At 69.8% G+C, this 25,362-nt stretch carries 24 protein-coding genes; 15 read left to right on the top strand and 9 right to left on the bottom strand.

What is annotated here, in order from left to right; all coding sequences use genetic code 11:
• Positions 1-82: 82 nt before the first annotated feature.
• From ACWCO2_RS05795 to ACWCO2_RS05785, 3 genes are all read left to right on the top strand, one after another.
• Positions 83-781 (top strand): M23 family metallopeptidase, encoded by a 699-nt coding sequence (locus ACWCO2_RS05795; protein WP_450126552.1) that lies wholly within the window; start codon positions 83-85, stop codon positions 779-781.
• Positions 782-1,161: 380 nt separating this feature from the next.
• Positions 1,162-1,542 (top strand): hypothetical protein, encoded by a 381-nt coding sequence (locus ACWCO2_RS05790; RefSeq protein ID WP_450126551.1) that lies wholly within the window; start codon positions 1,162-1,164, stop codon positions 1,540-1,542.
• 233 nt (positions 1,543-1,775) lie between these two features.
• The gene (locus ACWCO2_RS05785) at positions 1,776-2,123 is read left to right on the top strand and encodes a VOC family protein (protein ID WP_450126550.1); all 348 of its coding nucleotides are present in this window, start codon (positions 1,776-1,778) and stop codon (positions 2,121-2,123) included.
• On the opposite strand, the gene ACWCO2_RS05780 is transcribed toward ACWCO2_RS05785, so the two are convergent.
• The gene (locus ACWCO2_RS05780) at positions 2,090-3,124 is read right to left on the bottom strand and encodes a YncE family protein (protein WP_450126549.1); all 1,035 of its coding nucleotides are present in this window, start codon (positions 3,122-3,124) and stop codon (positions 2,090-2,092) included. The genes ACWCO2_RS05785 and ACWCO2_RS05780 overlap by 34 nt on opposite strands.
• A 365-nt stretch (positions 3,125-3,489) precedes the next feature.
• On the opposite strand from ACWCO2_RS05780, the gene ACWCO2_RS05775 reads away from it, so the two are divergent.
• Positions 3,490-4,374, top strand: a complete 885-nt coding sequence (locus ACWCO2_RS05775; protein ID WP_450126548.1) for a LysR family transcriptional regulator — start codon at positions 3,490-3,492, stop codon at positions 4,372-4,374.
• Positions 4,375-4,536: 162 nt separating this feature from the next.
• Here ACWCO2_RS05775 and ACWCO2_RS05770 read toward each other — a convergent pair whose 3' ends face one another.
• Complete coding sequence (locus tag ACWCO2_RS05770; RefSeq protein ID WP_450126547.1) at positions 4,537-7,014, bottom strand: UvrD-helicase domain-containing protein; 2,478 nt, start codon at positions 7,012-7,014, stop codon at positions 4,537-4,539.
• Positions 7,015-7,435: 421 nt separating this feature from the next.
• Here ACWCO2_RS05770 and ACWCO2_RS05765 point away from each other — a divergent pair, with 421 nt between their 5' ends.
• Positions 7,436-8,110: a DedA family protein gene (locus ACWCO2_RS05765; RefSeq protein ID WP_450126546.1), complete on the top strand. Its 675-nt coding sequence runs from the start codon at positions 7,436-7,438 to the stop codon at positions 8,108-8,110.
• Positions 8,111-8,417: 307 nt separating this feature from the next.
• Positions 8,418-8,705 (top strand): chorismate mutase, encoded by a 288-nt coding sequence (locus ACWCO2_RS05760; protein WP_450126545.1) that lies wholly within the window; start codon positions 8,418-8,420, stop codon positions 8,703-8,705.
• Positions 8,706-8,883: 178 nt separating this feature from the next.
• Here ACWCO2_RS05760 and ACWCO2_RS05755 read toward each other — a convergent pair whose 3' ends face one another.
• Both ACWCO2_RS05755 and ACWCO2_RS05750 read right to left on the bottom strand, forming a co-directional pair.
• Positions 8,884-10,200, bottom strand: coding sequence for an MFS transporter (locus ACWCO2_RS05755; protein WP_450126544.1), 1,317 nt, complete (start codon positions 10,198-10,200; stop codon positions 8,884-8,886).
• Positions 10,201-10,236: 36 nt separating this feature from the next.
• On the bottom strand, positions 10,237-11,028 hold the full coding sequence (locus ACWCO2_RS05750; protein WP_450126543.1) for a 3-hydroxybutyrate dehydrogenase: 792 nt from the start codon (positions 11,026-11,028) through the stop codon (positions 10,237-10,239).
• A gap of 215 nt (positions 11,029-11,243) precedes the next feature.
• On the opposite strand from ACWCO2_RS05750, the gene ACWCO2_RS05745 reads away from it, so the two are divergent.
• The 6 genes from ACWCO2_RS05745 (at position 11,244) to ACWCO2_RS05720 (ending at position 18,024) form a co-directional block, all read left to right on the top strand.
• Positions 11,244-11,564 (top strand): hypothetical protein, encoded by a 321-nt coding sequence (locus tag ACWCO2_RS05745; protein WP_450126542.1) that lies wholly within the window; start codon positions 11,244-11,246, stop codon positions 11,562-11,564.
• 122 nt (positions 11,565-11,686) lie between these two features.
• Positions 11,687-12,406, top strand: coding sequence for a PIG-L deacetylase family protein (locus tag ACWCO2_RS05740; RefSeq protein WP_450126541.1), 720 nt, complete (start codon positions 11,687-11,689; stop codon positions 12,404-12,406).
• Positions 12,407-12,439: 33 nt separating this feature from the next.
• Positions 12,440-13,366: a hypothetical protein gene (locus ACWCO2_RS05735; RefSeq protein ID WP_450126540.1), complete on the top strand. Its 927-nt coding sequence runs from the start codon at positions 12,440-12,442 to the stop codon at positions 13,364-13,366.
• 114 nt (positions 13,367-13,480) lie between these two features.
• Positions 13,481-14,224, top strand: a complete 744-nt coding sequence (locus ACWCO2_RS05730) for a hypothetical protein (protein WP_450126539.1) — start codon at positions 13,481-13,483, stop codon at positions 14,222-14,224.
• A 687-nt stretch (positions 14,225-14,911) separates the two neighbouring features.
• Entirely contained in the window at positions 14,912-16,318 is a 1,407-nt protein-coding gene (locus tag ACWCO2_RS05725) for a serine/threonine-protein kinase (protein WP_450126538.1), read from the top strand.
• 197 nt (positions 16,319-16,515) lie between these two features.
• Complete coding sequence (locus ACWCO2_RS05720) at positions 16,516-18,024, top strand: serine/threonine-protein kinase (protein ID WP_450126537.1); 1,509 nt, start codon at positions 16,516-16,518, stop codon at positions 18,022-18,024.
• A gap of 58 nt (positions 18,025-18,082) precedes the next feature.
• Here the strand turns inward: ACWCO2_RS05720 and ACWCO2_RS05715 are convergent, their stop codons facing one another.
• Positions 18,083-18,976 (bottom strand): LysR family transcriptional regulator, encoded by an 894-nt coding sequence (locus ACWCO2_RS05715; RefSeq protein WP_450126536.1) that lies wholly within the window; start codon positions 18,974-18,976, stop codon positions 18,083-18,085.
• A gap of 179 nt (positions 18,977-19,155) precedes the next feature.
• On the opposite strand from ACWCO2_RS05715, the gene ACWCO2_RS05710 reads away from it, so the two are divergent.
• Positions 19,156-20,223, top strand: coding sequence for a DMT family transporter (locus tag ACWCO2_RS05710; protein ID WP_450126535.1), 1,068 nt, complete (start codon positions 19,156-19,158; stop codon positions 20,221-20,223).
• A 67-nt stretch (positions 20,224-20,290) separates the two neighbouring features.
• Here ACWCO2_RS05710 and ACWCO2_RS05705 read toward each other — a convergent pair whose 3' ends face one another.
• The 3 genes from ACWCO2_RS05705 to ACWCO2_RS05695 all read right to left on the bottom strand — a co-directional run bounded on the left by ACWCO2_RS05705 (position 20,291) and on the right by ACWCO2_RS05695 (position 23,479).
• Complete coding sequence (locus ACWCO2_RS05705; RefSeq protein WP_450126534.1) at positions 20,291-21,247, bottom strand: hypothetical protein; 957 nt, start codon at positions 21,245-21,247, stop codon at positions 20,291-20,293.
• A 285-nt stretch (positions 21,248-21,532) separates the two neighbouring features.
• Positions 21,533-22,204 (bottom strand): response regulator, encoded by a 672-nt coding sequence (locus ACWCO2_RS05700; RefSeq protein ID WP_450126533.1) that lies wholly within the window; start codon positions 22,202-22,204, stop codon positions 21,533-21,535.
• Positions 22,205-22,246: 42 nt separating this feature from the next.
• Positions 22,247-23,479 carry an ATP-binding protein gene (locus tag ACWCO2_RS05695; protein WP_450126670.1) on the bottom strand — a complete coding sequence of 411 codons (1,233 nt, stop codon included), beginning with the start codon at positions 23,477-23,479 and terminating at the stop codon, positions 22,247-22,249.
• Positions 23,480-23,655: 176 nt separating this feature from the next.
• Between ACWCO2_RS05695 and ACWCO2_RS05690 the strand changes: the two genes are divergently transcribed.
• Both ACWCO2_RS05690 and ACWCO2_RS05685 read left to right on the top strand, forming a co-directional pair.
• Positions 23,656-24,879, top strand: a complete 1,224-nt coding sequence (locus ACWCO2_RS05690; RefSeq protein ID WP_450126532.1) for a PspC domain-containing protein — start codon at positions 23,656-23,658, stop codon at positions 24,877-24,879.
• A complete protein-coding gene (locus tag ACWCO2_RS05685) occupies positions 24,872-25,054 on the top strand; it encodes a hypothetical protein (protein WP_450126531.1) in 183 nt (60 codons plus the stop codon). The genes ACWCO2_RS05690 and ACWCO2_RS05685 overlap by 8 nt, the downstream gene beginning before the upstream one ends.
• Here the strand turns inward: ACWCO2_RS05685 and ACWCO2_RS05680 are convergent.
• Positions 25,051-25,254 (bottom strand): GIDE domain-containing protein, encoded by a 204-nt coding sequence (locus ACWCO2_RS05680; RefSeq protein ID WP_450126530.1) that lies wholly within the window; start codon positions 25,252-25,254, stop codon positions 25,051-25,053. The two genes, ACWCO2_RS05685 and ACWCO2_RS05680, sit on opposite strands and share 4 nt — an antisense overlap.
• Positions 25,255-25,362 lie beyond the last annotated feature (108 nt).

Genomic DNA, 25,362 nt, shown 5'->3' with positions numbered 1-25,362 from the left:
CCCGGAGGCGTCCCCCGACGACCCCTCCAGTAATCCGGGCCGCAACCGGGGCCCATCAACCGCATCCGTCTGGCGTGGCCGCGTGGTCGTCGCCGCCGTTGCCGCCGGCGCTTTCGCAGCTGCCGGGCAATCTCTCGCCGCAGGCGAAGGGCACGCCTCCCCAGACGGGCACGACGACTTCAACTCCTCGGACGCCTCGGCCTCCTTCAACACGGCGATGGCGGAGGACTCCCCGCACACCGGTGTTGGCGGCAACGCCCCCGCTCCGGCCGTGCTCCCGATCGCCAACGTCACTGACACCAGCGACGAGGTCGAGAAGCTCAACAAGAGCGAGCGGATCACCCAGGAACGCGAGGCGGCCCGCATCGCCGCTGAAGAAGCGGCCCGGGCCCCCAAGTTCGCCATCCCCGCCAGCGGCACCTTCACCTCCGGTTTCGGCGGCCGCTGGGGCACCACGCACTACGGCATCGACATCGCCAACTCCAAGGGCACGCCGATCTACTCCGTCGCGGACGGAACCATCATCGACGCGGGCCCGGCGAGCGGCTTCGGCCTCTGGGTGCGGGTGCAGCACGAGGACGGGACGATCACTGTCTACGGCCACGTCAACACCATCACGGTGAACGAGGGCGAGAAGGTCGAGGCGGGCGACCAGATCGCCACCATGGGCAACCGCGGTTTCTCCACCGGCCCGCACCTGCACTTCGAGGTGTGGAACCCCAGCGGCAAGAAGATCAACCCGCTGCCCTGGATGCAGGCCCGGGGCATCTCCCCAGCGTGACCAGGTGGCACCGGCACCCGGTCACGACGACCGGCGCTGCTGGTGCCACTTCTGCATGAGGGTCGGGACTTCTTCGCGGAGGAATTCAAAGAATTCGCGGGTTTCGGCCAGCCGTCGGCCGGCTTCCGAGTTCGGCCCGAGCGACGAGACCGCGGATCGGCTTCTGGACCGCATCGACTTCGACTTCTCAAGCCTCAGACCCGGCTCCGGCAACCGGATGACGATCATCCTGCGCGCCAAGGAGCTCGACGACTGGGCCACCGACTACCTCGCCGGATATCCCGACGCCGTGGTGCTGCACCTGGTCTGAGGCCTGGACAGCCGGGCCTTCCGGCTCGCGCTGCCCGAGGACGTGCTCTGGTACGACGAACCGCCGCAGCATGGCGATCCCGTCGGTCTTGGTCAGGTACACGGTGAGCCCCTCGGCGATGATCAGCGTCGACGGGATCCCCGGCGACCAGCTGGTGCTGGTGGTGGCCGAAGGTCTCGTGATGTACCTGTCCGAACAGGACGGTCTGGAACTGCTGCGCCGGATCACCCAGCACTTCCCGAGCGGTGAGCTGATCTTCGATGCCTTCAGCGCCTTCGGCGTCCGGTTGTCCAACCGGTTCAACCCCGCCGTGGTGCACACCGGCGCCAGGCCGCACTGGGGGATCGACGACCCGCGGGCGCTGGAGACCAGCGTTCCCGGCCTGCGGCTGGTGACCGAGTGGTCGTTCACCTATGCCCCGGAGCTCGACCGCTATCCCATGCCGATGTGAGCTGCCATCCACGCATCCGGGCAGATCACCGCCATCCGCCGCATGGGCCAGATGCTGCGCTACCGCTTCTGCCCCGGCGCGCCGGGCACTCCCCGGTGCCCTCGACGTGTGGTCGCCTGGGGTTCGGGGGTTCCGGTGGGGCCGTGGGCGATTTCGCGCCTGGCCCCACCTCCGTCGCTTGGCCAGCGGTCTTGTGCTGGTCGTGGCACGGTTTGGCCGAGGAGGTCGGGGCGATGATCAACGGTGCGCACCTGTTGTTGTTCAGCCGGGACGCCGAGCGAGACCGGATGTTCTTCCGGGACGTGCTCGGGTTCGAGTCCGTCGACGCCGGAGGTGGGTGGCTGATCCTCGGGCTGCCGCCCGCCGAACTGGCCACCCACCCCACCGACGCGGCCCCCACCTGCGAGCTCTACCTGATGTGCGACGACCTCTCCGCGACCATCGGCGAGCTGCAGGACCAGGGAGTCGAGATCACCCGCACGGTCAGCAACGAGGGCTGGGGACTGCTCACCGCGTTCCGGCTGCCCAGCGGCGCGGAGATCGGACTCTACGAGCCCAAGCACCCGCGCCCGGGCACATAGGCGAGACCGTGCGCGCCCGGTTCGCCGCGGCGGTCGACGGGCAGCACGGCCAGGACCTCGCGGGTATCCAGGTCGATCACGGTCACCGTGGACGACATCACCGCGGAGACGTAGGCGCGGGCGCCGTCGGGCGAGGACGTGATGGTGAGCGGGAGTTCGCCCACCTCGACCGCGCCCAGCGGTTCGAAGGTGTCCGGCGCGAAGATCAACAACCTACCCGGTTCCTGCTCGCCCGGGCCTGATCCGCCACCGGGCATCCGCAGCTCACCGGCGAGCAGCAGACCGGTGCTGGTCATGTGCACCGGCATCACCTGGTTCTCGGTCGGGACGGTGCGAACCACCTCGCCGGTCTCCGCGTCGATCACCACGACACCGGTCGGCGCGCTGCTGCGCCCGCCGAACGCTGCGTACGGGGTTGCGACGCAGACCAGGGTCCCATCCGGGGAGACCGCGATCCCCTCGCTTCCCGGCACGGGCACGCGGTGCAGCAGCCGGCCGGCCTCCAGGTCCACCGCGGAGACGAACGGGGCTTCCTTGTTGCTGGTGTATCCGCGGCAGCCGTCCGGGGTGATGGCGAACCAGTGCGGACCGGGTGCCGCGGTGTCGATGCGCCCGATCTGCGTGCGGTTGCGCGTGTCGAGCACGACCACGCCGCCCGGCCCGGCAGGGCCTTCCTCGACGCTGACGTAGAGCCTCCGGTTGGCGCCGTCCAGCGCCAGGCCGTGCGGCCCGTGCTCCGGCGACATGTCGATGACGTCGACGATCGTGCGCTTATCCGGGTCCATGACGACGAGCTCGGACGCCCGGCCACTGTTCGCGTGGTAGTAGCCCGAGCGGTAGGCGATCGTGCAGTACAGCACCCGGTGCTCCGGGTCGAAGCACAACTCGTGCGGTTCTGCGGGCAGCTCGACCGCACCGAGGTGCCGGTGGGTCGTGGCGTCGAAGAAGGTGACCGCCGGGCCGCTTTGCGCGACCACTGCCAGCACATCTCCTGGACTCATGCGGATCTTTCCAATCTCGTTCTGCGTGGCGGTGCGGGTGGCGTGCTCGCTGGCCTGCCGCGGCTGAGCCGTCCTCGCCAGACGAACGCCGGTGCACGCTGCGCGGTTGGGTCGTGCGCGTGCGACACCTTCCGAGGCACAGGCCCATCGGGTGTCGCGGCTGAGATTCGCGCCAGGACGGCGTCGACTCTGCGGCCTGCTGCGCGGAACCCGCTGCTTCGCGGGCTCGTGTTCCACCTTCAGCGCCGACCGCCACCGCCGCCATCGCAGAACCGGCACGGAATCCTTGTCGTACGCGCAATAATGCTGGTGACCCAAGGCGCTCGGGTCGGGTGTGAGCGGTGTCGCACAACGGAGTTCGCGGAATGTCCACGATGGATCTGAACTTGCTGGTGTCGCTGGACGCCCTGCTCCGGGAGCAGAGCGTGACGCGCGCGGCGGAGCAACTGCAGACCTCTCCTGCGGCGCTGAGCCGCACTCTCGGCAGGATCCGCCGCATCCTGCGCGATCCGCTCCTGGTGCGCGCCGGTCAGCGCATGGTGCTGACGCCGCGCGCCGTTGAGCTCCGCGACGAGGTGCACGCGGTCGTCGAGCGATCCCGCGCGTTGCTCACCCCCGGCGACCAGTTCGATCCGGCCACCCTGACTCGCACGTTCACCCTCCAGACCAGCGATCTGCTGTCCGGCGCGCTGGTCCCCGCGCTGCTGGGCCAGTCCGCCGCTGCTCCGGGAATGGTGCTGCGGTTCGCTTCCGAGGCTGTCGAAGGCACCTCGGCACTGCGCGACGGATCGGTGGACGTCGAGGTCGGTGTGCTCGACCACTTGGATCCCGAGACCCGCACCGCGCCGCTGACGACCACGCGGCTGGTCGGCGCAGTCCGGCCGGAGCACCCGCTGGTCCAGGAGCAGATCAGCCCGCAGAAGTTCGCCGCTGCCACGCACATCAGCGTGTCGCGGCGCGGCAAGGCCTGCGGTCCCGTCGACGACCGGCTCGCCGAACTCGGGTTAGCGCGCCGGGTCGCAGTCGTGCTCCCAAGCCACACCGCCGCGCTCCTGCTCGCCCGCGACACCGATCTCGTCTGCCTGGTAACGGAATCCGCCGCGCGGCACGCGGGCTTGCGCACCTTCGAGGTGCCGCTCGACCTGCCGCCGGTGAGCATCGGCATGGCCTGGCACCCGCGCAACGACGTCGACGCCGCCCACCGCTGGCTGTTGGACCTGATCCGCAAAGCCGCAGCCGACCTCGGATAGATCCGGCCGAACCACCGCTGGGATACGGCGTCGAACGCCTGCCTGCTGAGCGCTACCGGGATCCGGTAGCGCGCTCGTGCCCCTGTCAGTCCATTTCGGACATCGTGGCGCGGTGCTCGTCCGGTGGCCGCGGCTCCAGGTGAGTCCGCGGCCACCGGCCGGTCAGATCTTGGTCAGCGGGACGCTGCCGATCAGCATCAGGCGCACCGTTCCGGCAGTGCCGAAATCGATCGTCGCGGTCGCGCGCGGCCCCTCGCCCTCGGTGGACAGGACCGTGCCCAGGCCGTACTTGTCGTGGGTGACCCGGTCACCGGCCGCCAGCTTGATGGAGACGGTGTCCTTCCAGCCCTTCATGCCGGTGCTGCGCATACCGCGGGCGGCCAGCCCGGCCTGTGCCGAGTCCGATCCGGTGCGGTCGAACCCGCCGCCGCGGCTGCCCCAGGTGCTGCGCACCTGCGGGGCGGCGCGCTCCGGTTCGATCCGGCGCCAGCGCATCAGCTCTTCCGGGATCTCGGTGAGGAACCGGGACGCCGGGTTCGTCATAGGCTGGCCCCACGCCGAGCGCATCAGCGCGCGGGACAGGTACAGCCGCTGGCGGGCTCGGGTGATGCCCACGTAGGCCAGGCGCCGCTCCTCGGCCAGCTCGGCCGGTTCGCCCAGAGCCCGCATGTGCGGGAACACGCCGTCTTCCCAGCCGGAGCTGAACACCACCGGGAACTCCAGGCCCTTCGCGGTGTGCAGGGTCATCAGGGTGACCACCCCGTCGCCCGACTCGGGCAGCGAGTCCGCGTCCGCCACCAGCGAGACCCGCTCCAGGAACGCCGACAGCGAATCGTCCGCGGGCAGGCCCAGCGCGGCTTCCTCGTCGTCCTCGGCGGCCGGGACCGCAGCGCTGACCACGGCCTCCGCCGACGGGTCGACCTCGCCCTCGGTCTCCGCCTCGGTCGTGGGGGCGCTCGCGCGGGCTTCGGTGAACTCGCGCGCCACGGTGATGAGCTCGGTCAGGTTCTCGACCCGCGTGGCGTCCTGCGGGTCGTCGCTGGCCTCCAGCTCGGCGCGGTAGCCGGTGCGCTCCAGCACCTGCTCCAGGGTTTCCGCGACGTCGGATTCCGCCGCCACCTGGTGCAGCTCGTCGAGCAGCGCCACGAAACCCGAAATCGCGTTGCGCGCCCGGGTGTTCAGCAGCGCGACCCGACCGGCCGCCGCATCGCGCAGGGCCTGGCCGAACGGGATCCGCTCCTGCTCGGCGTGCACCGCGACCACGGCCTCCGCCCGGTCGCCGATGCCGCGCTTGGGCACGTTGAGGATGCGGCGCAGGCTCACCGTGTCGTCCGGGTTGTCCAGCACCCGCAGGTAGGCCAGCGCGTCCCGGACCTCGCGGCGCTCGTAGAAGCGCACCCCGCCGACGACCCGGTAGGGCAGGCCGAGCCGGATGAACACCTCCTCGAACACGCGCGACTGGTTGTTCGTCCGGTAGAACACCGCGATGTCGTTGAACGTCGCGTCGCCCGCGTCGACCAGCCGGTCGATCTCCCCGGCGACGAACGCCGCCTCGTCGTGCTCGTTGTCCGCGACGTAGCCAACGATCGGTTCGCCGTCTCCCGCGTTGCTCCACAGCCGCTTGTCGCGGCGGTTCGGGTTGCGCCGGATCACCGCGTTGGCCGCGGACAGGATCGTCTGCGTGGAGCGGTAGTTCTGCTCCAGCAGGATTGACCGGGCCGCCGGGTAGTCGCGCTCGAACTCCTCGATGTTGCGGATCGTGGCGCCGCGGAAGGCGTAGATCGACTGGTCGGCGTCACCCACCACGCACAGCTCGGCCGGCTCGACGCCGCTCTCCGACACCTCGGTGCCCACCAGCTCGCGGACCAGCACGTACTGCGCGTGGTTGGTGTCCTGGTACTCGTCCACCAGCACGTGCCGGAACCGACGCCGGTAGTGCTCGGCGACCGCCGGGTGGTTCTGCAGCAGCTCCACCGTGCGCATGATCAGGTCGTCGAAGTCCATCGAGTTGGACTCGACGAGCCGGCGTTGGTAGGCGGCGTAGACCTGGGCGACCTTGCGCTCCATGTCGTTGCCCGCCTGCTCCGTGGCGGCCTCCGGGCTCAGCAGCTCGTTCTTCAGGTTCGAGATGTGCACCGCGAGCGAGCGCGCCGGGTAGCGCTTGGAGTCGAGGTCCTGCTCCCGGGCGATCATGGTGATCAGCCGGCGGGAGTCGTCGGCGTCGTAGATCGAGAAGTTCGACGACAGCCCCAGGACCTTGGCCTCCCGGCGCAGCACCCGGACGCACATCGAGTGGAACGTCGACACCCACATCACGTTGGCCCGGCGCCCGACCAGCTCGGCGACGCGCTCCTTCATCTCGGCCGCGGCCTTGTTGGTGAAGGTGATCGCCATGATCTGGCCCGGGTGCGCCCCACCCGCAAGCAGGTAGGCGATGCGGTTGGTCAGCACCCTCGTCTTGCCCGACCCGGCGCCGGCCACGATCAGCAGCGGCGAACCGGTGTGCACCACCGCGTCGCGCTGCTGCGGGTTCAGACCTGCGAGCAGGGCCTCCGGATCCGTACCGCGCGGCTCGGCGCGATCGGGTTCGGCGGACGCGAACGGGTCGTTGTTCCACTGGAGGTCGAGTGGGGTGCTCATCGTCCATCCACGTTACCGGCCGCCCCGGACAAAACCCGAATCCCGTGGTGCAGCATTCTCCCGCGGTACGCAGCCCGCCCGGCGCAGCGCAGGAGCGACCGTTCGCACCGCGGTGCGGGCCGCGATGCCCCCGAACGGCCGAGCCCACCCGGAGCCCGCGATCGGGACCCAACTTGCGCACAACGGACAACAAGATCAACAATGACTACTCGACCACCCACCCCGCCGCAGAACGCGCTGTCGCGTACGCCTGCCCCGAAATCCGGTCAGCCCGGAACCGGACCGCAGGCCGGCCCCGTGAGACCCCGAGCTCAGACGCCGGACTCCGGGCCAACTCCGGGATCTTCCCCGATCCGCAGCGCGACACCGAACGGGACGGTGGTTCCACCCCCGCCCGAACCCGCTGTGGAATGAGCCCTGCATGGACCTGATCAACCAGATCGACGTCGCGATCCGGGAGTTCATCGCCTGGGCCGCGACGCTGAACCCGTGGCTGTGCGTGCTGGCCGCACTCGTTCTGCTCGTGCTGGAAACCTCCCTCTTCATCGGCGTGCTGATCCCCGGCGAAGCGACCCTGCTACTGACCGTCGCCGTCCTCGGCGCCGGTTGGGCGCCAGCCCTGTTCACCGCCGCAGTGCTGGGCAACCTGATCGGCTCGAGCGGCGGCTACTGGCTGGGCCGCCTGCTCGGCCCCGGCCTCCGCAACACCTGGGTGGGGCGGAAGATCGGCGCCGAGCGGTGGCGGACCGCCGAACGGGTCGTGCAGGACAGCGGCGGACGGGCGCTGATCACGATGCGCTTCGTCGCGGTGGTGCACGCGGTCATCCCGGCGGTGGTGGGCACCTTGCGGATGCCGTACCGCCGGTTCCTCGGACTCGTCGCGATCGCGGCGATGCTCTGGGCAAGCGCGCAGACCGCCGTGGCGGTGGCCGTCGGCGAAGCAGCTCGCGCGGTCGGATACGGGTGGACGATGATCGCGCTGACCACCGTGGCGGCCGTCGCCGCGGGCCTGTTCGTGATCCGCAGCGTTCGTCGTCACGCTTCGCGGCGGGTGCCGGAACCGGCGGAAAGCTGCGCTGGGCGGAACGCGTTCTGATCTCCATGGGATCCAAGATCCCGGCCGGTCAGCGCGGTTTCCACCCGAATAACTCGAACTGGTGATCGAAAAGCCGATGCGTTCACCTAGTGGGATGAGTGGCCCACCACATGGCTGTGCACAGGCGAGTTGTGGCACACTGAAATCGTGCGAGCGCAGACTTACGAGTTTTACTACGGGCCCGGGACTCCGGCGCCCGTAGTTGCGTGAGCTCGAAAACCACTACGAACGCCCTGGAGTCCCTCGGACCCGGGGCGTTTCGCGTTCCTGGGCCGGGGATGGGGCCGGAGCCGGAGGACAACGCCCGATGAACGCCACAGTGGACGGTGACCAGCCGCAGGCCGAGCAGGCCGCGGCGGCGATCGACAACTTCCGCGACGAGATCGACCACTTGGACGCCGAGATCCTGCGCCTGATCAAGCGCCGCGCCGAGGTCTCCCGCCAGGTCGGCCAGGCCCGGATGGCCGCTGGCGGCCCGCGCATCGTCTACAACCGCGAGATGGACGTGCTCGCCCGCTACCGCGAACTCGGCCCGGAAGGCCGCGAGCTCGCGATGATCCTGCTCCGCCTGGGCCGAGGACGCCTGGGCCACTGATCGCGCAGCACCTGACGGCTGTTCTGCAGCGAACGGACCGCTCGCCCCGCACAACGGGACAAACGGTCCGTTCGCTCCAGAGCCGCACTCTCCGAGCGCACCGCGGGTGATCCCCCGGCAGAGCGCGTCGCAGCGAAGACCCCGGTGGGCGGCCGGACTGGTCGCCCACCGGATCAGCTCAGACGCCGTGGTCGGCGGCCAGGTCCCGCTTGTGGGTCTCCGGGGACCGCACCACCGCCACGATCGTGACCACCGAGCACAGCGCCACGTAGATCGAGATCGGCACCGCCGAGTTGAAGGCTGCCAGCAGCGCGGTCGCGATGATCGGGGCCAGCGAACCGGCCACGATCGACGCCAGCTGGTAGCCGATCGACGCTCCCGAGTACCGCACGCGGGTGCCGAAGAGCTCCGCGAAGAACGCGGCCTGCGGGCCGTACATCGCGCCGTGGAACACCAGACCGATGGTGGTGGCGACGGTGATCGCGACGAACGACTTCGTGTCGAGCATGGTGAAGAAGAAGAACGCCCAGACCCCGGTGCCGATCGCGCCCACCAGGTACACCGGCCGCCGGCCCACCCGGTCCGAGAGCGCACCCCACAGCGGAATGCTGATGAAGTGCACGACCGCGGCGATCAGCGACGCGTTCAACGCCAACGAGCGCGGCAGCTCCAGGAACGTCGCGACGTAGGTGAGCACGAACGAAGTCAGCACGTAGTAGACGACGTTCTCGGCGAACCGCGCGCCCATCGCCGTGATGACCTCGCTCCGGTAGCGGTGGAGCACCTCCAGGATCGGCGGCTTCTGCGCTTCGCCCTGTTCGGCCGCCTTGCTCGCCGCTTCCAGGAACAACGGCGACTCCGCGACCGCCAGCCGCACCCACAGGCCGATCAGCACCAGCACACCGGACAGCAGGAACGCGACCCGCCAGCCCCAGGCCAGGAACGCCTCATCGCTCTGCACCGCGGCCAGCACCGCCAGCACCGCAGTGCCCAGCAGGTTGCCCAGCGGCACGCCCGCCTGCGGCCACGACGCCCAGAAGCCGCGCTTCTCGGCGGAACCGTGCTCGGAGACGATCAGCACTGCTCCGCCCCACTCGCCGCCGATCGCGAAGCCCTGCACCAGGCGCAGCGCCGTCAGCAGCAGCGGAGCGGCCACCCCGACCGCTTGATAAGTGGGCAGCAGACCGATCAGGAAGGTCGCGCCGCCCATCATGATCAGGCTCAGGACCAGCAGCTTCTTGCGGCCGAGCCGGTCGCCGTAGTGGCCGAACACCAGTCCGCCGAGCGGCCGCGCGATGAACCCGACCGCGTAGGTGATGAACGCCAGCATGGTGCCCACGAGCGGGTCGTGCGCCGGGAAGAAGAGCTTGTTGAACACCAGGGCGGCGGCCGAGCCGTAAAGGAAGAAGTCGTACCACTCCACGGTGGTGCCGACCAGGCTCGCCACCACCACGCGAGCGGTGGACGATCTCGCCGGGGCTGACTCGGTGGTCATGCGCTGTCCTCTCTGCCGAGCCGGAATCCAGTTACCTCAGTTCGCGGTCCAGCCGCCGTCGATCGGGAACGAGGCCCCGTTGACCGACGCCGTGCCGGAACCGCAGAGCCACATCGCGAGGTCGGCGACCTCGTCGGGTTCGACCAGGCGCTTCACCGGGGTCCGCGCCAGCAGGACGTCCTCCACCACTTGGGCTTCGGGGACGCGGTGCAGCCGGGCCTGCTCGGCGACTTGGCGCTCCACCAGCGGGGTGCGGACGAATCCCGGGCTCAGGCAGTTCGAGGTCACGCCGTAGGCCGCGCCTTCCAGCGCGACCGCTTTGGACAGCCCTTCGATCGCGTGCTTCACGGTCACGTAGGCGCTCTTGTACGGCGAGGCACGCGATCCGTGCACGGAGGAGATGTTGATGATCCGTCCCCAGCCTCGGCTGTACATGCCCGGCAGCGCGGCGCGCACGATCCGGAACGGGGACTCCACCATCACCCGCAGCATGCTGCTGAAGACGTCGGTCGGGAACTCGTGGATCGGCGCCACGTGCTGCATCCCCGCGTTGTTGACCACGATGTCGGCTCGACTGCCGAGGTCCGCGGCAGCATCCAGGTCGTCGAGGTCGACCACCAGCGCCTCAGCGCCGATCTCGGCCGCTAGCGCCTCGACCTTGGCCGCAGCCCGGTCGACGGCGACGACCTCTGCCCCAGCGTCCGCCAACCGTCGTGCCACCGCCGCGCCGATGCCGCTGGCCGCGCCGGTGACCAAAGCTCGTTTGCCCGTCAGACCCGTGGCGGGCTCGGTGCCGGTTCGATCCGATCCGGTCGAGCGATCACTCATAGCCTTCAGAACCTAAGCGTGACCCTGATCTCAATCCAGAGGCTGAGCCCAACCAATTCCGGCGTTTCCGATCAGCGGATACCCCAGATCACCACGGCAACTCGCACCACCGCGGAGCCGACCGGACGCCGGAATTGGGCCACGCGGGCGAGCCCTGAGGAGATTCAGGGATATCACCCATACCGGGCACGGCCATGACAAGGCAGACTGTGCTCATGGGTGCTCTAGTTGGTCTAGTTGCTTTCCTGGTGACACTTGCCGCGGTGCTCGCCGCCGCCGGACACGCGGGTTATCTCGCGATGCTGAGCTCGGCCGCGAAGAAGCGGGCCGGCGGTCAGCCCGCCGCCGACTTCGCCAAGAAGCGGTTCCCCATCGCCGGGGTCGGCCTGGGCGTGACGCTGCTGGCGATGTTGATCTCCTCCGGCGACACCCTCGGCGCGGACGTCTTCGCGATGATCCTGGGCGCGGGTGGCGGACTCGGCTCGCTCAAGGCGCTCCAGACCTCGCAGAGCCGATTCCGCAACGGCCAGTACTGATCGACGACGCGCTGCCGGGTCGTTCGGAGTAGGTCCGACCGCTGAACGCCCCACAGCTATCACTCAGCGCACACGTTCGACCCCGCTCTGGAGTTTTCCCAGCTGCGCCGTAGCCTGTGGCCATGACCACCTCGTCGGGCACGTTCCAGCGCGCGCTCGTGGTCACCGCGCATCCCGACGACGTCGACTTCGGTTCCGCGGGCACCGTGGCCTCCTGGGTAGCCGCGGGCGCGGAGGTCGCCTACTGCATCTGTACCTCGGGTGACGCGGGCGGTTTCGACAGCACGCCGCGCGAGGAGATCCCGCGCCTGCGCCAGAACGAACAGCGCGCCGCAGCAGCAGCCGTCGGCGTCACCGACGTGCGTTTCCTCGGCTACCAGGACGGGCAGGTCGTCGCGGACCTCCGCCTGCGCCGGGACATCGCGAAGGTGATCCGCGAAGTCCGCCCGGACCGCGTGATCACGCACTCCCCCGAGATCAACTGGGCGCACCTGCCGGTGTCGCACCCGGATCACCGCGCGGTCGGCGAGGCCGTGCTGGCCGCCGTCTACCCCGATGCGCGCAACGCCTTCGCGTTCCCCGAGCTGCTCGAGGCCGGGCTCGAACCGTGGACCGTCGGCGAGCTGTGGATGTCGGAATCCCCCGAAGAGCGGATCAACCGCGCCGTCGACATCACCGATCAATTCGATGCCAAGCTGGCCGCGCTCGCCGCGCACCGCTCGCAGACCGCGCACATCACCGACCTGCCGGACCGGATCCGGCGGCACCTGACCCGCACGGCCGAGCGGCACGGCATGACCGGTCGCTTGGCCGAGGCCTTCCACGTAGTCGACACATCGTGACTCCCCGCGAGTCGCAGGAAGTCGAGACCTCCGATGCACAGCGGCAGAACCCTCGGCTGGAGCGGCCAGCTCGACTGGCCGCCGCCGACCCCGGAAGCCCCGATGGGCGGTCGGCACCGCAGGACCGACCCGGCGGCCGGTTGGACGCCGGCACCCCGAGCTGCGACCTCGCACGCGCTCGATCCGCTGGTGGACACTGCGCCGGTCGGCGGCTTGCACAAGTTCGACCTGGGCATGGTGCCCGCCTCGGTCACCCCGCCGCGCAGCTGGCGGCAGGCGGCGTGGTTCGCGATCGCCTCGTCGGCCGCAGCGCTGGCCGGGTTGGCGATGGTCACCTCGATGCTGGCCGGGAACACGACGACGATCGACGCTCTCGACCTGCCGAGCATGCCCCGCGGCCGGGACTACCCGCCGCTGATGCCCGACGGCGACCGCGACCGCTTCTTCCTCGCCGGTGATCCGACCAGGCCGGAGGCGGTGCGCCTGACCGGCTCGGTGCTCCCAACGCTTCCCACCAGCGCGGACAGCGCTCCGCCCGCTCTCGGCACGACTCCGGTCCCCGGCGTGCCCGGTGAGGGCACCGGGTCGCCCAGCCCGACCCCGCCGACGACGACCACGCGCCCCAGCACCACCGAGATGCCGAAGCTGCTCTCGTTCACCGACACGGAGGGGATGAAGCGGCGCAGCGACGACTACTACGCCGCGATCAGCAGCGGTGACCTACGCGGGGCCTACGCGCTGACCACGGGACAGCTGAAGGACGGGGGCTACGAGGCCTTCGCCGCCAGGTACTCCGGCGCCAAGTCCATCGAGGTCACCAACGTCTACGTCACCCCCACCAGCACGGTGCACACGCTGCGGGTGACCGAGTCGGACGGTTCGGTACAGACCCAGCGGCGCGAACTGCGCTACGAGGCGGGCGACGAACCGATGATCAACTCCGACGAGCGGCTGGCCTGACCGGTCACGGATGGTGCCCGGCGCTGGTCCATTCGGGAAAACGCGCCGCCTCTTCCGGTGAACTCAGCGAAATCCCTTCCGGATCGGGGGCGCGCCGGGGTACGTGTTCACGCCGTGGAGACTCCTTCGCCCGGCCGACGGCGCGATCAGACCTCGGACTCGATCAGCGTCGCCGAGCTGATCCGCCGCAGTCCCTTCATCGCCGACCACGAGCGTCTCGCCGACGAGCTCCTGAAGGACGACGACACCGCGGGCACCCAGCCGCTGACCGGCCGGATCGCTTTCGGCACGCTGGGCGTGCTGCTGTTGCTGGGCGCGGCCAGCTCCACAACCACGATCGTCTCGAAACCCGCCGACGCGCCCCGCCCGACCGCCTCCGCCGCTCCGATCGAGGGCGGGCTCGCGCTCCGGCCGGACCTGGTGCGCGACGCACGCTGGCCGTTCGCCGCGAACGCCGGCTTCGCCGATTCCGAATCCGACGGCGATGCCGCCGAGCAGCCGGAGGCTCCGCAGCTGATGACCGCCAACCCGGCGGCGGGCAGTGCCGAATCCGCGCTGACCGTGGTCCGCGACTTCTACCAGCACCTGCCGCAGGACACGACCGGCGCGCTGTCGATGGTCTCCCCGGACCTGGTCGCCGGGCAGCAGACCTCGCTGTCGCGGGCGTGGCGGGAGGCCGAGTCGGTGCAGGCCAAGCCGTGGAGCGAGCCGGACGGCGCGGTGCGGGCGGACGTGGAGGTGCAGTACCCGGACGGCGACCGGGTGGTGCTGCACCAGCGGTTGACCGTCGAACCGGACCCCGCGCCGAAGATCGACGGGGTCGAACTGCTCGGGGCCAAGCACTCCGCTTCCCACTGAGTCACCTCGCCGCGCCGCTCAGTGCCTGTTGGTGGTTGCCCTGCTCAGGTGGTCGCTTAGCGGAACCTGCGGGGCTCCCTGGACTACGGGTGCCCCTCCTGATACACGGTGGAGGGGCCGTCCTCGCCAGAAAACCGTTCAGAACCCGCCGGTGGTCACCTTGCGAAGGTGGACGCAAGCGGCTGACGTCGCTTCCACAAAGCGCGGACGGCTACGCCGACAGGCGCTCAGACAACAATGCGGCAACGACCGGAAGCCGCCGAAATCCCGCGGCGCAGGACTGGGCGAACCGGGCAACGCGGATATCGCCATCTGGAACAACCCGTTCGAGCCTCGGAACGGATGCCGCACCGGACTCGTCAAGACCAACATCACCTGCGCAAACGGCTGTGACGAGCACCCCATCGGCCGACGCCCGAGACACCGGCGCGTACCGTCGAGAAAGGTTGCGCAGATCTTTTCCAGTTCTGCCCTACGCCGATACAGCGTCGGCTAGGCTCCCGTAGCGCGGTTCGGTCGTCGGCCCATGCGGCCAACCTGATCCGCGCTGAGAACATGTACATGTGGGAGGACCGGAGCCGGTCCGCCAAATCCGCCCGATGTCCGGTGGGGCTCGCGTACTGGGACTGATTGTCCCGGATCTTCGCGAATTCTGCTGGGCATCGATAGCAGTACGGGGAGACGTCGGTGAGCGACGAAGGTCGCCTGGTCGCCGGACGCTACCGAGTGCAGCGACGCATCGGCAGTGGCGCGATGGGCGTGGTGTGGGAGTGTGTGGACGAACGCCTGCACCGCACTGTCGCGGTCAAGCAGTTGCTCCTGCAGCCCGGATTGGATCCGGGTGAGGCCGAGGAAGCGCGGCAGCGGGCTATGCGAGAAGGCCGCATCGCGGCCCGACTCCAGCACCCGAACGCCATCTCGGTCTACGACGTGGCCGAGGACGAGGGTCAGCCGGTCCTGGTCATGGAGTACCTGCCCTCCACCAGCCTCGCGGCGATGATGTCCGATCACGGACCGCTGCCGCCGCGAGAGGTGGCGCGGATCGGCACGCAGATCGCTTCGGCGCTGGGCGCCGCGCACGCGGCCGGGGTGGTGCACCGCGACATCAAGCCGGGCAACATCCTGCTCGGCGACAACGGCGACGTGAAGATCACCGACTTCGGCATCTCGCGGGCGCAGGGCGACGTGCAGGTCACCAAGACCGGGATGCTCGCGGGCACGCCGGCTTACCTGTCGCCGGACGTGGCGATGGGCCAGGAGCCGACGTCCGCCTCGGACGTCTTCTCGCTCGGCGCGACGCTGTACGCCGCGATCGAGGGCCACCCGCCGTTCGGGCTGAACGAGAACACCCTCGCGCTGCTGCACGCGGTGGCCGCGGGCCGGGTGGAGCCGCCGCAGCAGGCCGGGCCGATGACCCACCCGCTGCTGGCGATGATGGCCAACCGGGTCGAGGACCGGCCGGACATGGCGCAGATCCGGGAGATGCTGCAGGCCGTGGCCGACGGCGGATCGGCGAGCTCGATCCCGACCATGGCCGCGCCGATCCCACCGGCGCTGGCGCCGGAGCCCGGTCCCGACCAGCCGACCAGCGTCGTCGGCCAGGGTCAGGACGGGACGGCGGTCGCCTACTACGGCGAGGACGACCCGTACTCGGAGCGGCCGTACGAGGACGCCACCTCGTACATGGGCGCCGACACCCGCGGTGACGCGGCGATCTACGAGAAGCCGCGCAAGAGCAAGCGGCCCGTGGTGATCTCGGGCATCGCACTGGTCGCCGTCGCGGTGATCGCGGTGCTGGTCACGTCCGCGCTGATGAGCAACAACGAGAAGCCGGACTCGGTGGTCAACGTGCAGCCGACCAGCGAGGTCGCACCTCCGCCGCCGCCGCCGCCGGAGACGACCAGCGAGGAAGCGCCGCCCACCACGGAGGCCACGCACACCAGCCAGAAGGAAACGCCGACCACCACGTACCAGCCGACGACCACCACCGAGGAAACGACGACGAGCGAGGAAGCTCCCACGTCGGAGGAAGAGGCCACGTCCGAAACGGACCAGCCCACCTCGGAGGCGTCGAGCACCGGAACGGTGGAGTAACTGAGTCGACGAACACCGGCCGGGGCGCTCACCACGAGGTGAGCGCCCCGGCCGGTGTCGTTCATCGCCCCGGTGTGTACCGGCACGTCCGGTGCCCAGTAACGTTGCACTCCGTTGGGTGAAGCTGACCACGGGGGTCCGGTCAGTCGGATATTGAAGAGGTAGTTCAGGCAGCAGAGCCAGGACCAGGAGAACCGGTGAGCGCCGAAGGTCGTTTGATCGCAGGCCGGTACCGCTTGCAGCAGCAGATCGGCAGCGGCGCCATGGGAGTGGTGTGGCAAGCCGTCGATGAGCGTCTGCACCGCACGGTCGCGGTGAAGCAGCTGTTGCTGCAGCCCGGCTACACCCCCGAGGAAACGGAAGAAGCCCGGCAGCGGGCGATGCGCGAGGGCCGCATCGCCGCCCGGTTGCAACACCAGAACGCGATCGTCGTGTTCGACGTCGCGGAGGACGAGGGCCAGCCGGTGCTGGTCATGGAGTACCTGCCCTCGCAGAGCCTGGCGTCGGTCATCGACGAGCAGGGCGTTCTGCCGCCGTTGCAGGTGGCCCGGATCGGCGCGCAGGTGTCCGGTGCGCTGGCCGCCGCCCACATCGCCGGCATCGTGCACCGCGACCTGAAGCCGGGCAACATCCTGCTCGGCGACAACGACATCGCCAAGATCACCGACTTCGGCATCTCCCGAGCGATCGGCGACGTCGCGGTCACCAAGAGCGGCATCTTGGCGGGCACCCCCGCCTACCTTTCCCCTGAGGTGGCGCTGGGCCGCGATCCGGCCCCGGCCTCGGACGTGTTCTCGCTGGGTTCGACGCTGTACGCGGCGATCGAGGGCGGTCCGCCGTTCGGCACCGACGAGAACGCGATCAGCCTGCTGCACCGGGTCGCGCGCGGACAGTTCGACCCGCCGCGACAGGCCGGGCCGATGACGCCCGTGCTGATGCAGATGCTGCGGCCGGACCCGGTGGACCGGCCGACCATGGCCCAGGCCCGCGACCTGCTGCAGGCGGTGCTCGACGGCCGTCCGGTGCCGAACGCCGCGCCGAGCGCGGGCTGGCAGCGTCCGTCCATGGGCCCGCAGCAGACCCCGCCGGCAGGTACTCGCATGGGTCCGCCGACTGCGGCGCCGCCGACGATGGTCGGTGGCGCCGCGATGGCAGCCGCCGAGCCCTCGCCGCGGCGCAACTACAAGCAGGCTGCGCTGTGGGTCGTGGCGATAGTGGTCGCCGTACTCGTGGGCGTGCTCGCCGCGAACGCGTTCGGTGAGGACTCGCGGCCGCAGGGGGATCCCGCACCGTCCACCCCGCCCGCGCCGACCACGTCCGCTGCGCCCACCACGTCGGCCGCGGTCACGACCACCAGCTCCGCGCCCACCACGACCTCGGCGGCGACGACCACTGCCCAGCAGCCGTCGTCGAAGGAAATCGTCGCGGCGGTGAAGAAGTACTACTCGCTGGTGCCGAAGAAGCTGGACCAGGCGTGGAAGTTGCTCGGTCCGAACCTGCAGGAGCAGGGCAAGGACAAGTACGAGGGCTTCTGGAATACCATCGACAGCGTGAAGATCATCGGTGAGCCGGTGCAGTCCGGTTCCAACGTGATCGTGACGGTGGAGTTCACCAAGGACAGCAAGAAGATCGTCGAACAGCACGTCCTCGGCATGGTCACCACTCAGGACGGCAAGCCGCTGATCAACACGGACAGCCGCAACTGACGCACTCAGAAGGCGCGATTTCGCCGGGGTTTCCCGCGAGATCGCGCTTTTTTGCTGGTCAGTTCGCGGATTCGTGGAGGGTGGCCAGCAGGGACTTGGTGGCCGGGCGGTCGGCCACCGCTTCGCGGACCGCTGCGTAGAGGCGGCGGACCGGTTCCGGGCGGCGGATCGCTCGGACGACCACGCCGGGGTGCACCACGTCGAGTCCCAGGCGCGGGACCAGGGACACGCCCAGCTCAGCGGCGACGAAGCCCTGCGCCGAGTAGCTCCCGTCGGTCTCCAGCGCCACCTTCGGCTTGAATCCCGCGCTCGCGTAGGCCTCTTGGAGCAGCTGGGCACAGATGCTGTCGGTGGTCAACGCGCTGTTCACCCAGGGCTCGGCGGCCAGCTGGGCCAGGTCGATGCACTCCTGCTCGGCCATCGGGTGGCCCTTCGGCAGCACCAACCGGTACGGGTCGTCGGTGATGTGCACGAACCGCACGCCGTTCCGCTCGGGCACGTCGTGCCCGACCACGACGATCGCCACGTCCGACTCACCCGCGGCCAGGTCGTCGACCAGGCCCACTTCCTGCATCTGCAGGTCGAGCTGCACCTCCGGGTGCTCGGCGCGGAACTTCGCGACCGCGGCCGGGATCAGCCCCACCGAGGCGGTGTGGAAGAACCGCACCCGGAGCAGGCCGGTGCGCCCGGCGCGGATGTCGGCCAGCTCGACTTCCGTGCTGCTGAGCAGCTCGGCGATCTGCCCGGCTCGGTCGGCCAGCAGGATCCCGGCCGGGGTCGGTTTGAGCCCGCGACCGACCTTCTCCAGCAGCGGGACGCCGGCTTCCTTCTCCAGCGTCGACAGCTGCTGGCTGATCGCCGACGGGGTGTAACCGAGGTTCGTCGCCGCAGCGCTGACCGACCCGCTGGTGACCACCGCTCGCAGCACTTGCATCCGGCGCACGTCCAACACGCCTCGATGATACAGCAAATCTGAAACGTTCGTTGATTTTAATTCACTTGTCCTTACGCGCGGATTGGCGCAACGTAGAGGTCGAGCGAACGCTTCGGCGAACACCGAACGAATCACCACCTACTGTCCCGGCGAGTCCGACGCCCCGTGCGGGGGTCTTGCACGAACCCGGAGAGACCATGAACAACCCGGCCAACTACTTCCGACTCGGTGCGCTTGCGCTGCTGTGGGGCTCCAGCTTCCTGCTGATCAAGCTGGCCCTGGCGGCCCTCGCGCCCACGCAGATCGCGCTGACGCGCATCGTGCTCGGGGCGCTGGTGCTGCTGGCACTGTGCGCGGTGCGCGGATTGCGACTCGGCCGCGACCGCGCAGTGTGGCGGCACATCGCGGTCGCCGCGCTGCTCGGCAGCGCTCTGCCATGGGTCTTGTTCGGGATCGGCGAGCAGACGGTCGATTCCGGGCTGACCGGGGTGCTCAACGCGACGACTCCACTGTGGACTGTGCTCGTCGGGCTGCTGATCAACCGCGAAGCTCCACCGCCGGCTCGAATCGGCGGGCTGCTGCTGGGCTTCCTCGGGGTGATGCTGATCTTCGCGCCGTGGCAGGGCACCAGCATGCTCAGCTGGGGCGTGCTCGCCTGCCTCGGCGCAGCGGTCAGCTACGGCATCTCCTACGTCTACATCGCGCGGAATCTGACCGGTCAGCACGGATTGCCACCACTGGCGCTGGCCGCGATGCAGCTGACCGCCGCCACCGGCTACGGCGTCATAGCGCTGCCGCTGGACGGGCTGCGCCAGGTGCACTGGGACGTGCTCGCGATGGGCTCGGTCGCGGTGCTGGGCATCTTCGGCACAGGCCTCGCGTTCGCGCTGAACTACCGGATCATCAGCGACGAAGGCGCCACCACCGCCTCGACGGTGACCTACCTGATGCCCATCGTCTCGGTGCTCCTCGGCTGGCTGCTGCTCGACGAGGAGATCGGCCTGCGAGTCCTGCTCGGCATGGCGGTCGTGCTCGTCGGCGTGCTGCTGACCCGCCGCTCCCCCAACGCGAAAACCACTGCTGTTCCCACGAATCAGGAGGAAGAGATGTCGGACGCGCCCCAGGCCACCGCCGTCGAGGAACGCCCCACCACCGAAGCCCTGCCCCCGATCGAAAAGCCAAAGGGCTGGGCCCGATTACAGCTGGCCCTGCTCCGCGGCTCCCAGCTCTACGCCGAACTGGCCACCAACCACCCGATGAAGTGACCGGAGAGAAGCCGGCCCAGCGTTCCGGGCGGAATGCTGGGCCGGGCTTGTCTTCTCCGTCAGGCGCTCACTCGTGGTAGGTCGCCGTGTAAGGCTCGAACACGGCGCCTTCGCCCGTCCTGTTGCCCACGCCGAGAACGGAGCCGTCGTCCTGGACTGCCGCGCCGTAAACGCGGACCATGGGCGGCGCGGGCAGGCCCCGCCACGCGGCGCCATCCCACCCCAGCCGGAAGGGCTCGCCGTTGGGCCCGACCCCGAACAGCTGGACCTGGTCGCCGACCTGGACGAGCTGGGTGATCTTGCCCGACTCGCCGAGCTCGATGACCTGCCAAGCCTTGCCGTCCCAATGTGCCGTGTACGGCACCCCGCGGCTCTCCGGGCCGCTGTGCCCGCCGACCCACACGTCGTCCGGTGCCAGCGCGAGAACGTTGTCGAGCACTTCGAGGACGCTGGGATCCCCGTTGACGTCCGGGGCCGGCACCTCCGTCCACGCCTGGCCGTCCCAGTGCAGGGCGACGGTGCGGCTGCCGTTGGGCCAGGTGCTGTAGCCGACGGCCCACAGGTCGTTCGACGCCACGCCTTCGACATCCGTCAGCTTCCAGGCTTCCCAGTCGTGCTCGGCGAGAGCGGGGACCGGAACGTCGGTCCACGCCTGGCCGTCCCAGTGCTGCGCCATGCCGCGTCCAGCCCCGCCGACCGTCCAGACGTCGTCCGGGGCGAACGCCTTCAGCGCCGTCGGCTCCGGAAGGGAGCCGGGCGGCCCCGCCAGGTCGACCCGCGTCCACTCCTGACCATCCCAGTGCGCCATGCCCCCCGGCTTGGTCTTGGTCGGCACTCCGACCGTCCAGACGTCGTCAGGCGCGAGGACCTCGCCGTCCACCAGCCGTCCGAAGTTCTCGATCGGCACCTGCTGCCAGCCCTGCTCGCCCTTGCGGTAGACCGCGCTGGTGTCGTCCGGGGAACTTTCGCTAATGAAGCCGAAAGCCCAGGACTCACCCTGCGCGCTGCCCGCAGCCGTCAACATGCCGGACTTGGGCGACGTGGGAACTGGCTCCTCAGTCCAGCTCCCGATCGCTGACGCCTGCCCGACCGATCCCGCGAGCAGTCCGGCTGTGGCGAGAAGAGTGGCTGCTGTTCGTCTCATCTGTTGTATCTCCCCGTTTGCTCAACCGGTACAACAGAAGGACGCCCTCGGTGATCTCGAGGTTGGCCTTCGAATCGAAATCAACGTCGAAAGGGCAGGAGATCGAAGACTTCTGGGCAACGCGAGTGCTCGCCCGACTTCAATTGCGGCTTCGACAGGTTCGGCTCAAACCAGGCGGCGGTCGGAGGCCCAGCGGGACAGCTCGTACCGGTTGGACAGCTGGGTCTTCCGCAGGACGCTGGAGACGTGGGTTTCCACCGTCTTCACGGAGATGAACAGCTCCGAGGCGATCTCCTTGTAGGCGTAGCCGCGGGCCAGCAGGCGCAGCACCTCGCGTTCGCGGGGCGTGAGCAGGTCCAGCTCGGGGTCGCCGACCGGCGCCGAGTTCGGGCCCTCGGAGAAGGCGTCCAGCACGAAACCCGCCAGGCGAGGCGAGAACACCGCGTCGCCGGCGCGCACCCGCACGACCGCGTCGGCGAGCTCCCGTCCGGAGATGGTCTTGGTGACGTAGCCGCGGGCACCACCGCGGATCACCGCTATCACGTCCTCGGCGGCGTCGGAGACCGACAGCGCCAGGAACACCACGTCGGGCTGCTGGGGGCGCACCTGCCGCAGAACTTCGGCGCCACCGCCGTCGGGCATGTGCACGTCCAGCAGGACGACTTCGGGCTTGTAGTGCGCGATCCCGGCGACAGCCTCGGCCACCGAACCGGCCTCGCCCACCACCTCGACCTGCTCGGCGGCGGCCAGTTCCGCGCGCACCCCGGTGCGGAACAGCGCGTGGTCGTCGACCAGGAACACCCGGACCTGGTTCGGGGTGGTGTCTTCACCGGTCACGATCAGCCTCCATCGCCGTTCTCGCCCGAAGCGTACGCGAATTCACGCCGCCCTCGGCATTCCCATCTGCACCTCGGTGCCCTCGCCGAGCGAGGTGCGCACCTTGACCTTGCCGCCGTGCCGCAGCATGCGGCCGCGGATCGAATTTGCCAGGCCGTGCCGGTCGTCGGGCACGCTGTCCTGGTCGAACCCCTTGCCGCGGTCGCGGACGAACACCGAGACCTGCTCGGCCTCCACCTCCGCGTACACGCTCACCTCCGGGACCCCGGCGTGCTTGGCCGCGTTGACGATCGCCTCCCGGGCCGCCGCGAGCTGCGCGGACAGCCGCTCGTCGACGTCGCAGTCGCCGACGACCACCTGCTGGACCTTGATCGCGAAGGTGTCCTCGACTTCGCCGCAGATCCGGGTCAGCTCGGCGGAGAACGTGGCAGCGGGTGCCTCCTCGACCGCCTGCCGCTGCGAGCCATAACCATCCGGGCCGTACAGCCAGTTCCGCAGCTCGCGCTCCTGCCCGCGGGCCAACCGCCGCACCTCGCGCTCGGAGTCCGCTTGCTTCTGGATCAGCGCCAACGTCTGCAGCACCGAGTCGTGCAGGTGCGCGGCGATCTCGGCGCGTTCCTGGGAGCGGATCCGGCTGGCCCGCTCGATGTTGAGGTCCCGCACCAGGCGCACCCACCACGGCACGGTCAGCACGGCGACGCCGACCAGCGTCGCGCCCACCGCGAGCAGGGCGAAGCGCACCTCGTCCATCGACGCCGAACCCGCGAGCAGCACCGCGATGCCCACCACGACCAGGGCCGCCCCGGCAAGCACGCGGATCATGGCCGCGCGACCACCACCGCCGAGCAGCGCGCCGACCACGTTGGTGCGCGCGCCCTGCCTCCAGCGTCGACGTTGCGACTCGTCGGCTTCCCGCCACACCACGGCGGCGCCGACCAGCACCACAACAAACGGCGCGCTCAGCCAGTTCGGCATCGAAACCAGGCCGCCGATGGCGACCATCGCGCCGAGGCAGAGCAGCATCACGCCGAAGCCCTGCTGGCGCTCCCGGTGCGACACGGGCTTCTCAACACCGGTGGACTGCGGCACGAACACCCACAGCAGCCCGTAGGCGAGGATGCCCGCCCCGCCGCACACCGCGAGCACGGCGAATCCACAGCGCACCCACAGCACCGGCACCCCGAGGTGTTCAGCCACCCCGCTGGCCACGCCGGCGACCAAGCGCCCACTGCGCCGTCGACGCAGCTGCTCCACGCTCCGCGGCCGCTGCGCCATCTGCTGCGTGGCAGCTCCCGGCTCGGTCTCGGCGTCCTGGTTCAGCTGGTCTCCCACAGCACCGATGGTCACACGCTCGGACGGGCACAGGCATCAGGGACCGTCCCTGACATTCCGGGCCGAGTCAGGGGCGTCCCTGATGCCCGCGGCCCTGCTCACCACGGATAGTGGTCGACATGAGCAGTACGAAGCACGCCGGGGTCGCAGCGGCGTTCGAGGACACCCTGCGGGACTTCTGGGCGACCCGCCCGGTCCGGCCGCGCATCGGCGGCAAGGTGGGCGGCGTGTGCGCCGCGATCGGCCGCCGGTACGGCATCGATCCGATCCTGGTCCGAGTCGCGTTCGTCCTGGCCGCCGTCTACGGCGGTGCCGGCGTCGTGCTCTACCTGCTGGGCTGGCTGCTGTTCCCGAAGGAGGCCGAGCCAGTCCCCGGCGACCCCAAGCCGAGGTCGGAGCCGACGTCCAGCACCCTCGCCGTGATCCTCGTGCTGCTGCTGATCCCCAGCGTGTTCTGGCTGACCAGCACGCCGTCGATCATCGGGCTCGCGGTGGGACTCGCCGCGCTCTACCTGGTGCACCGCACGTACGGCGATCGCAACGCGGCACCGACCACCGCCCCGGCATCGGCGCCCAGCTCGAATCCGGCCGCGACGCCGGTGAACGAGAACACCTGGGTCTACCCCAGCTCCGAAACGACCACGCCCGCCGAGGCGCAGTCCCCGCCCAAGTGGGATCCGCTCGGCGCCGCGCCGTTCGCCTGGGACCTGCCCGAGCCCAGCGAGCCCGAACAGCCGGAACCGCAACGTCCGCGGCGGCGCTGGATCACCTGGACGACGCTGGTGCTGGCGGCGTTCGCCGGTGGCCTCACCAGCTCGCTGGGAGCACCGCTGGCCATCGCGCTGGCCATCGCGCTCGGCGTGCTGGGGCTGGGAATGATCGTCGGCTCGTTCCTGCGCAGCGGGCGAGGACTCATCGCCGCAGCGCTTCCGCTCGCAGCCATGGCGATGCTCGCCTCGGCGCTGCCGTCGAGCACCTTCACCGGCAAGGTCGGCGACTTCACCATCGTCCCCACCACGACCACCGAGCTGGACCCCAGCTACGAGCTGTCGGCCGGGACGGTCACGTTGGACCTGCGGGACCTGAAGGTCGCCGACGACGAGGACGTCTACACGTGGGCCAACGTGGGAGTCGGCGACGTCACCGTGCTGCTGCCCCCGAACATCGACGTGACCGCGCGGTGCAAGACAGGGCTCGGCGACGTGCAGTGCCTGAACGCGGCGTCCAGCGGCGGGGCCGCGGACCAGACCGCGACCGACTACGGCGCGGACGGCCCCGGTCGCGGCCGCGTGTCCCTCGACCTGCAGGTCGGGGTTGGAAGTGTGGAGGTCTCCCGTGGCTGACGAACCGAACCGCCCCGACCTGGTCGCGCTGGTCAGCGGCCTGATCACGGTCACCATCGCGGGCACCGTGCTGTTCGGCCTCGGCGGTCAGCTGCAGTGGCTGCTGGCGGTGGCCGCGGTGATGATCGGCGGCATCATGCTGATCGCCTCCCGGCGCACCCGCAACGGCAGCTAGTTGATCGCGCCGAACACGATCAGCGCGATCCCGGCCAGCGCGGCGAGCGGGATGCCGATGGCGAGCAGCCGGTGCTGGGTGCGGGCGCTCTTGCGGAGCTGGTCCTCGATGCGCGTCGAGATGACGAAGTGGCTGTCCTGCTCCGGCTTGCCGATCATCAGCGGGCCGATCCGGTCGTGCACCTCGCCCAGCACGTACATGCAAAACGAGTTAGTGGGACTCCCGGTCGCCGGGCTCTGGTTCCATCGGATCTGCTACGCAGGTCGCCGCGCATAGCTCGCCAATCCCCCGAAACGGTCCACAGTGGA

This window comes from Saccharopolyspora sp. NPDC002376 (assembly GCF_053593195.1).
Note: the sequence above shows the minus strand (reverse complement) of the source record. Positions and strands in the feature narration are given on the sequence as shown.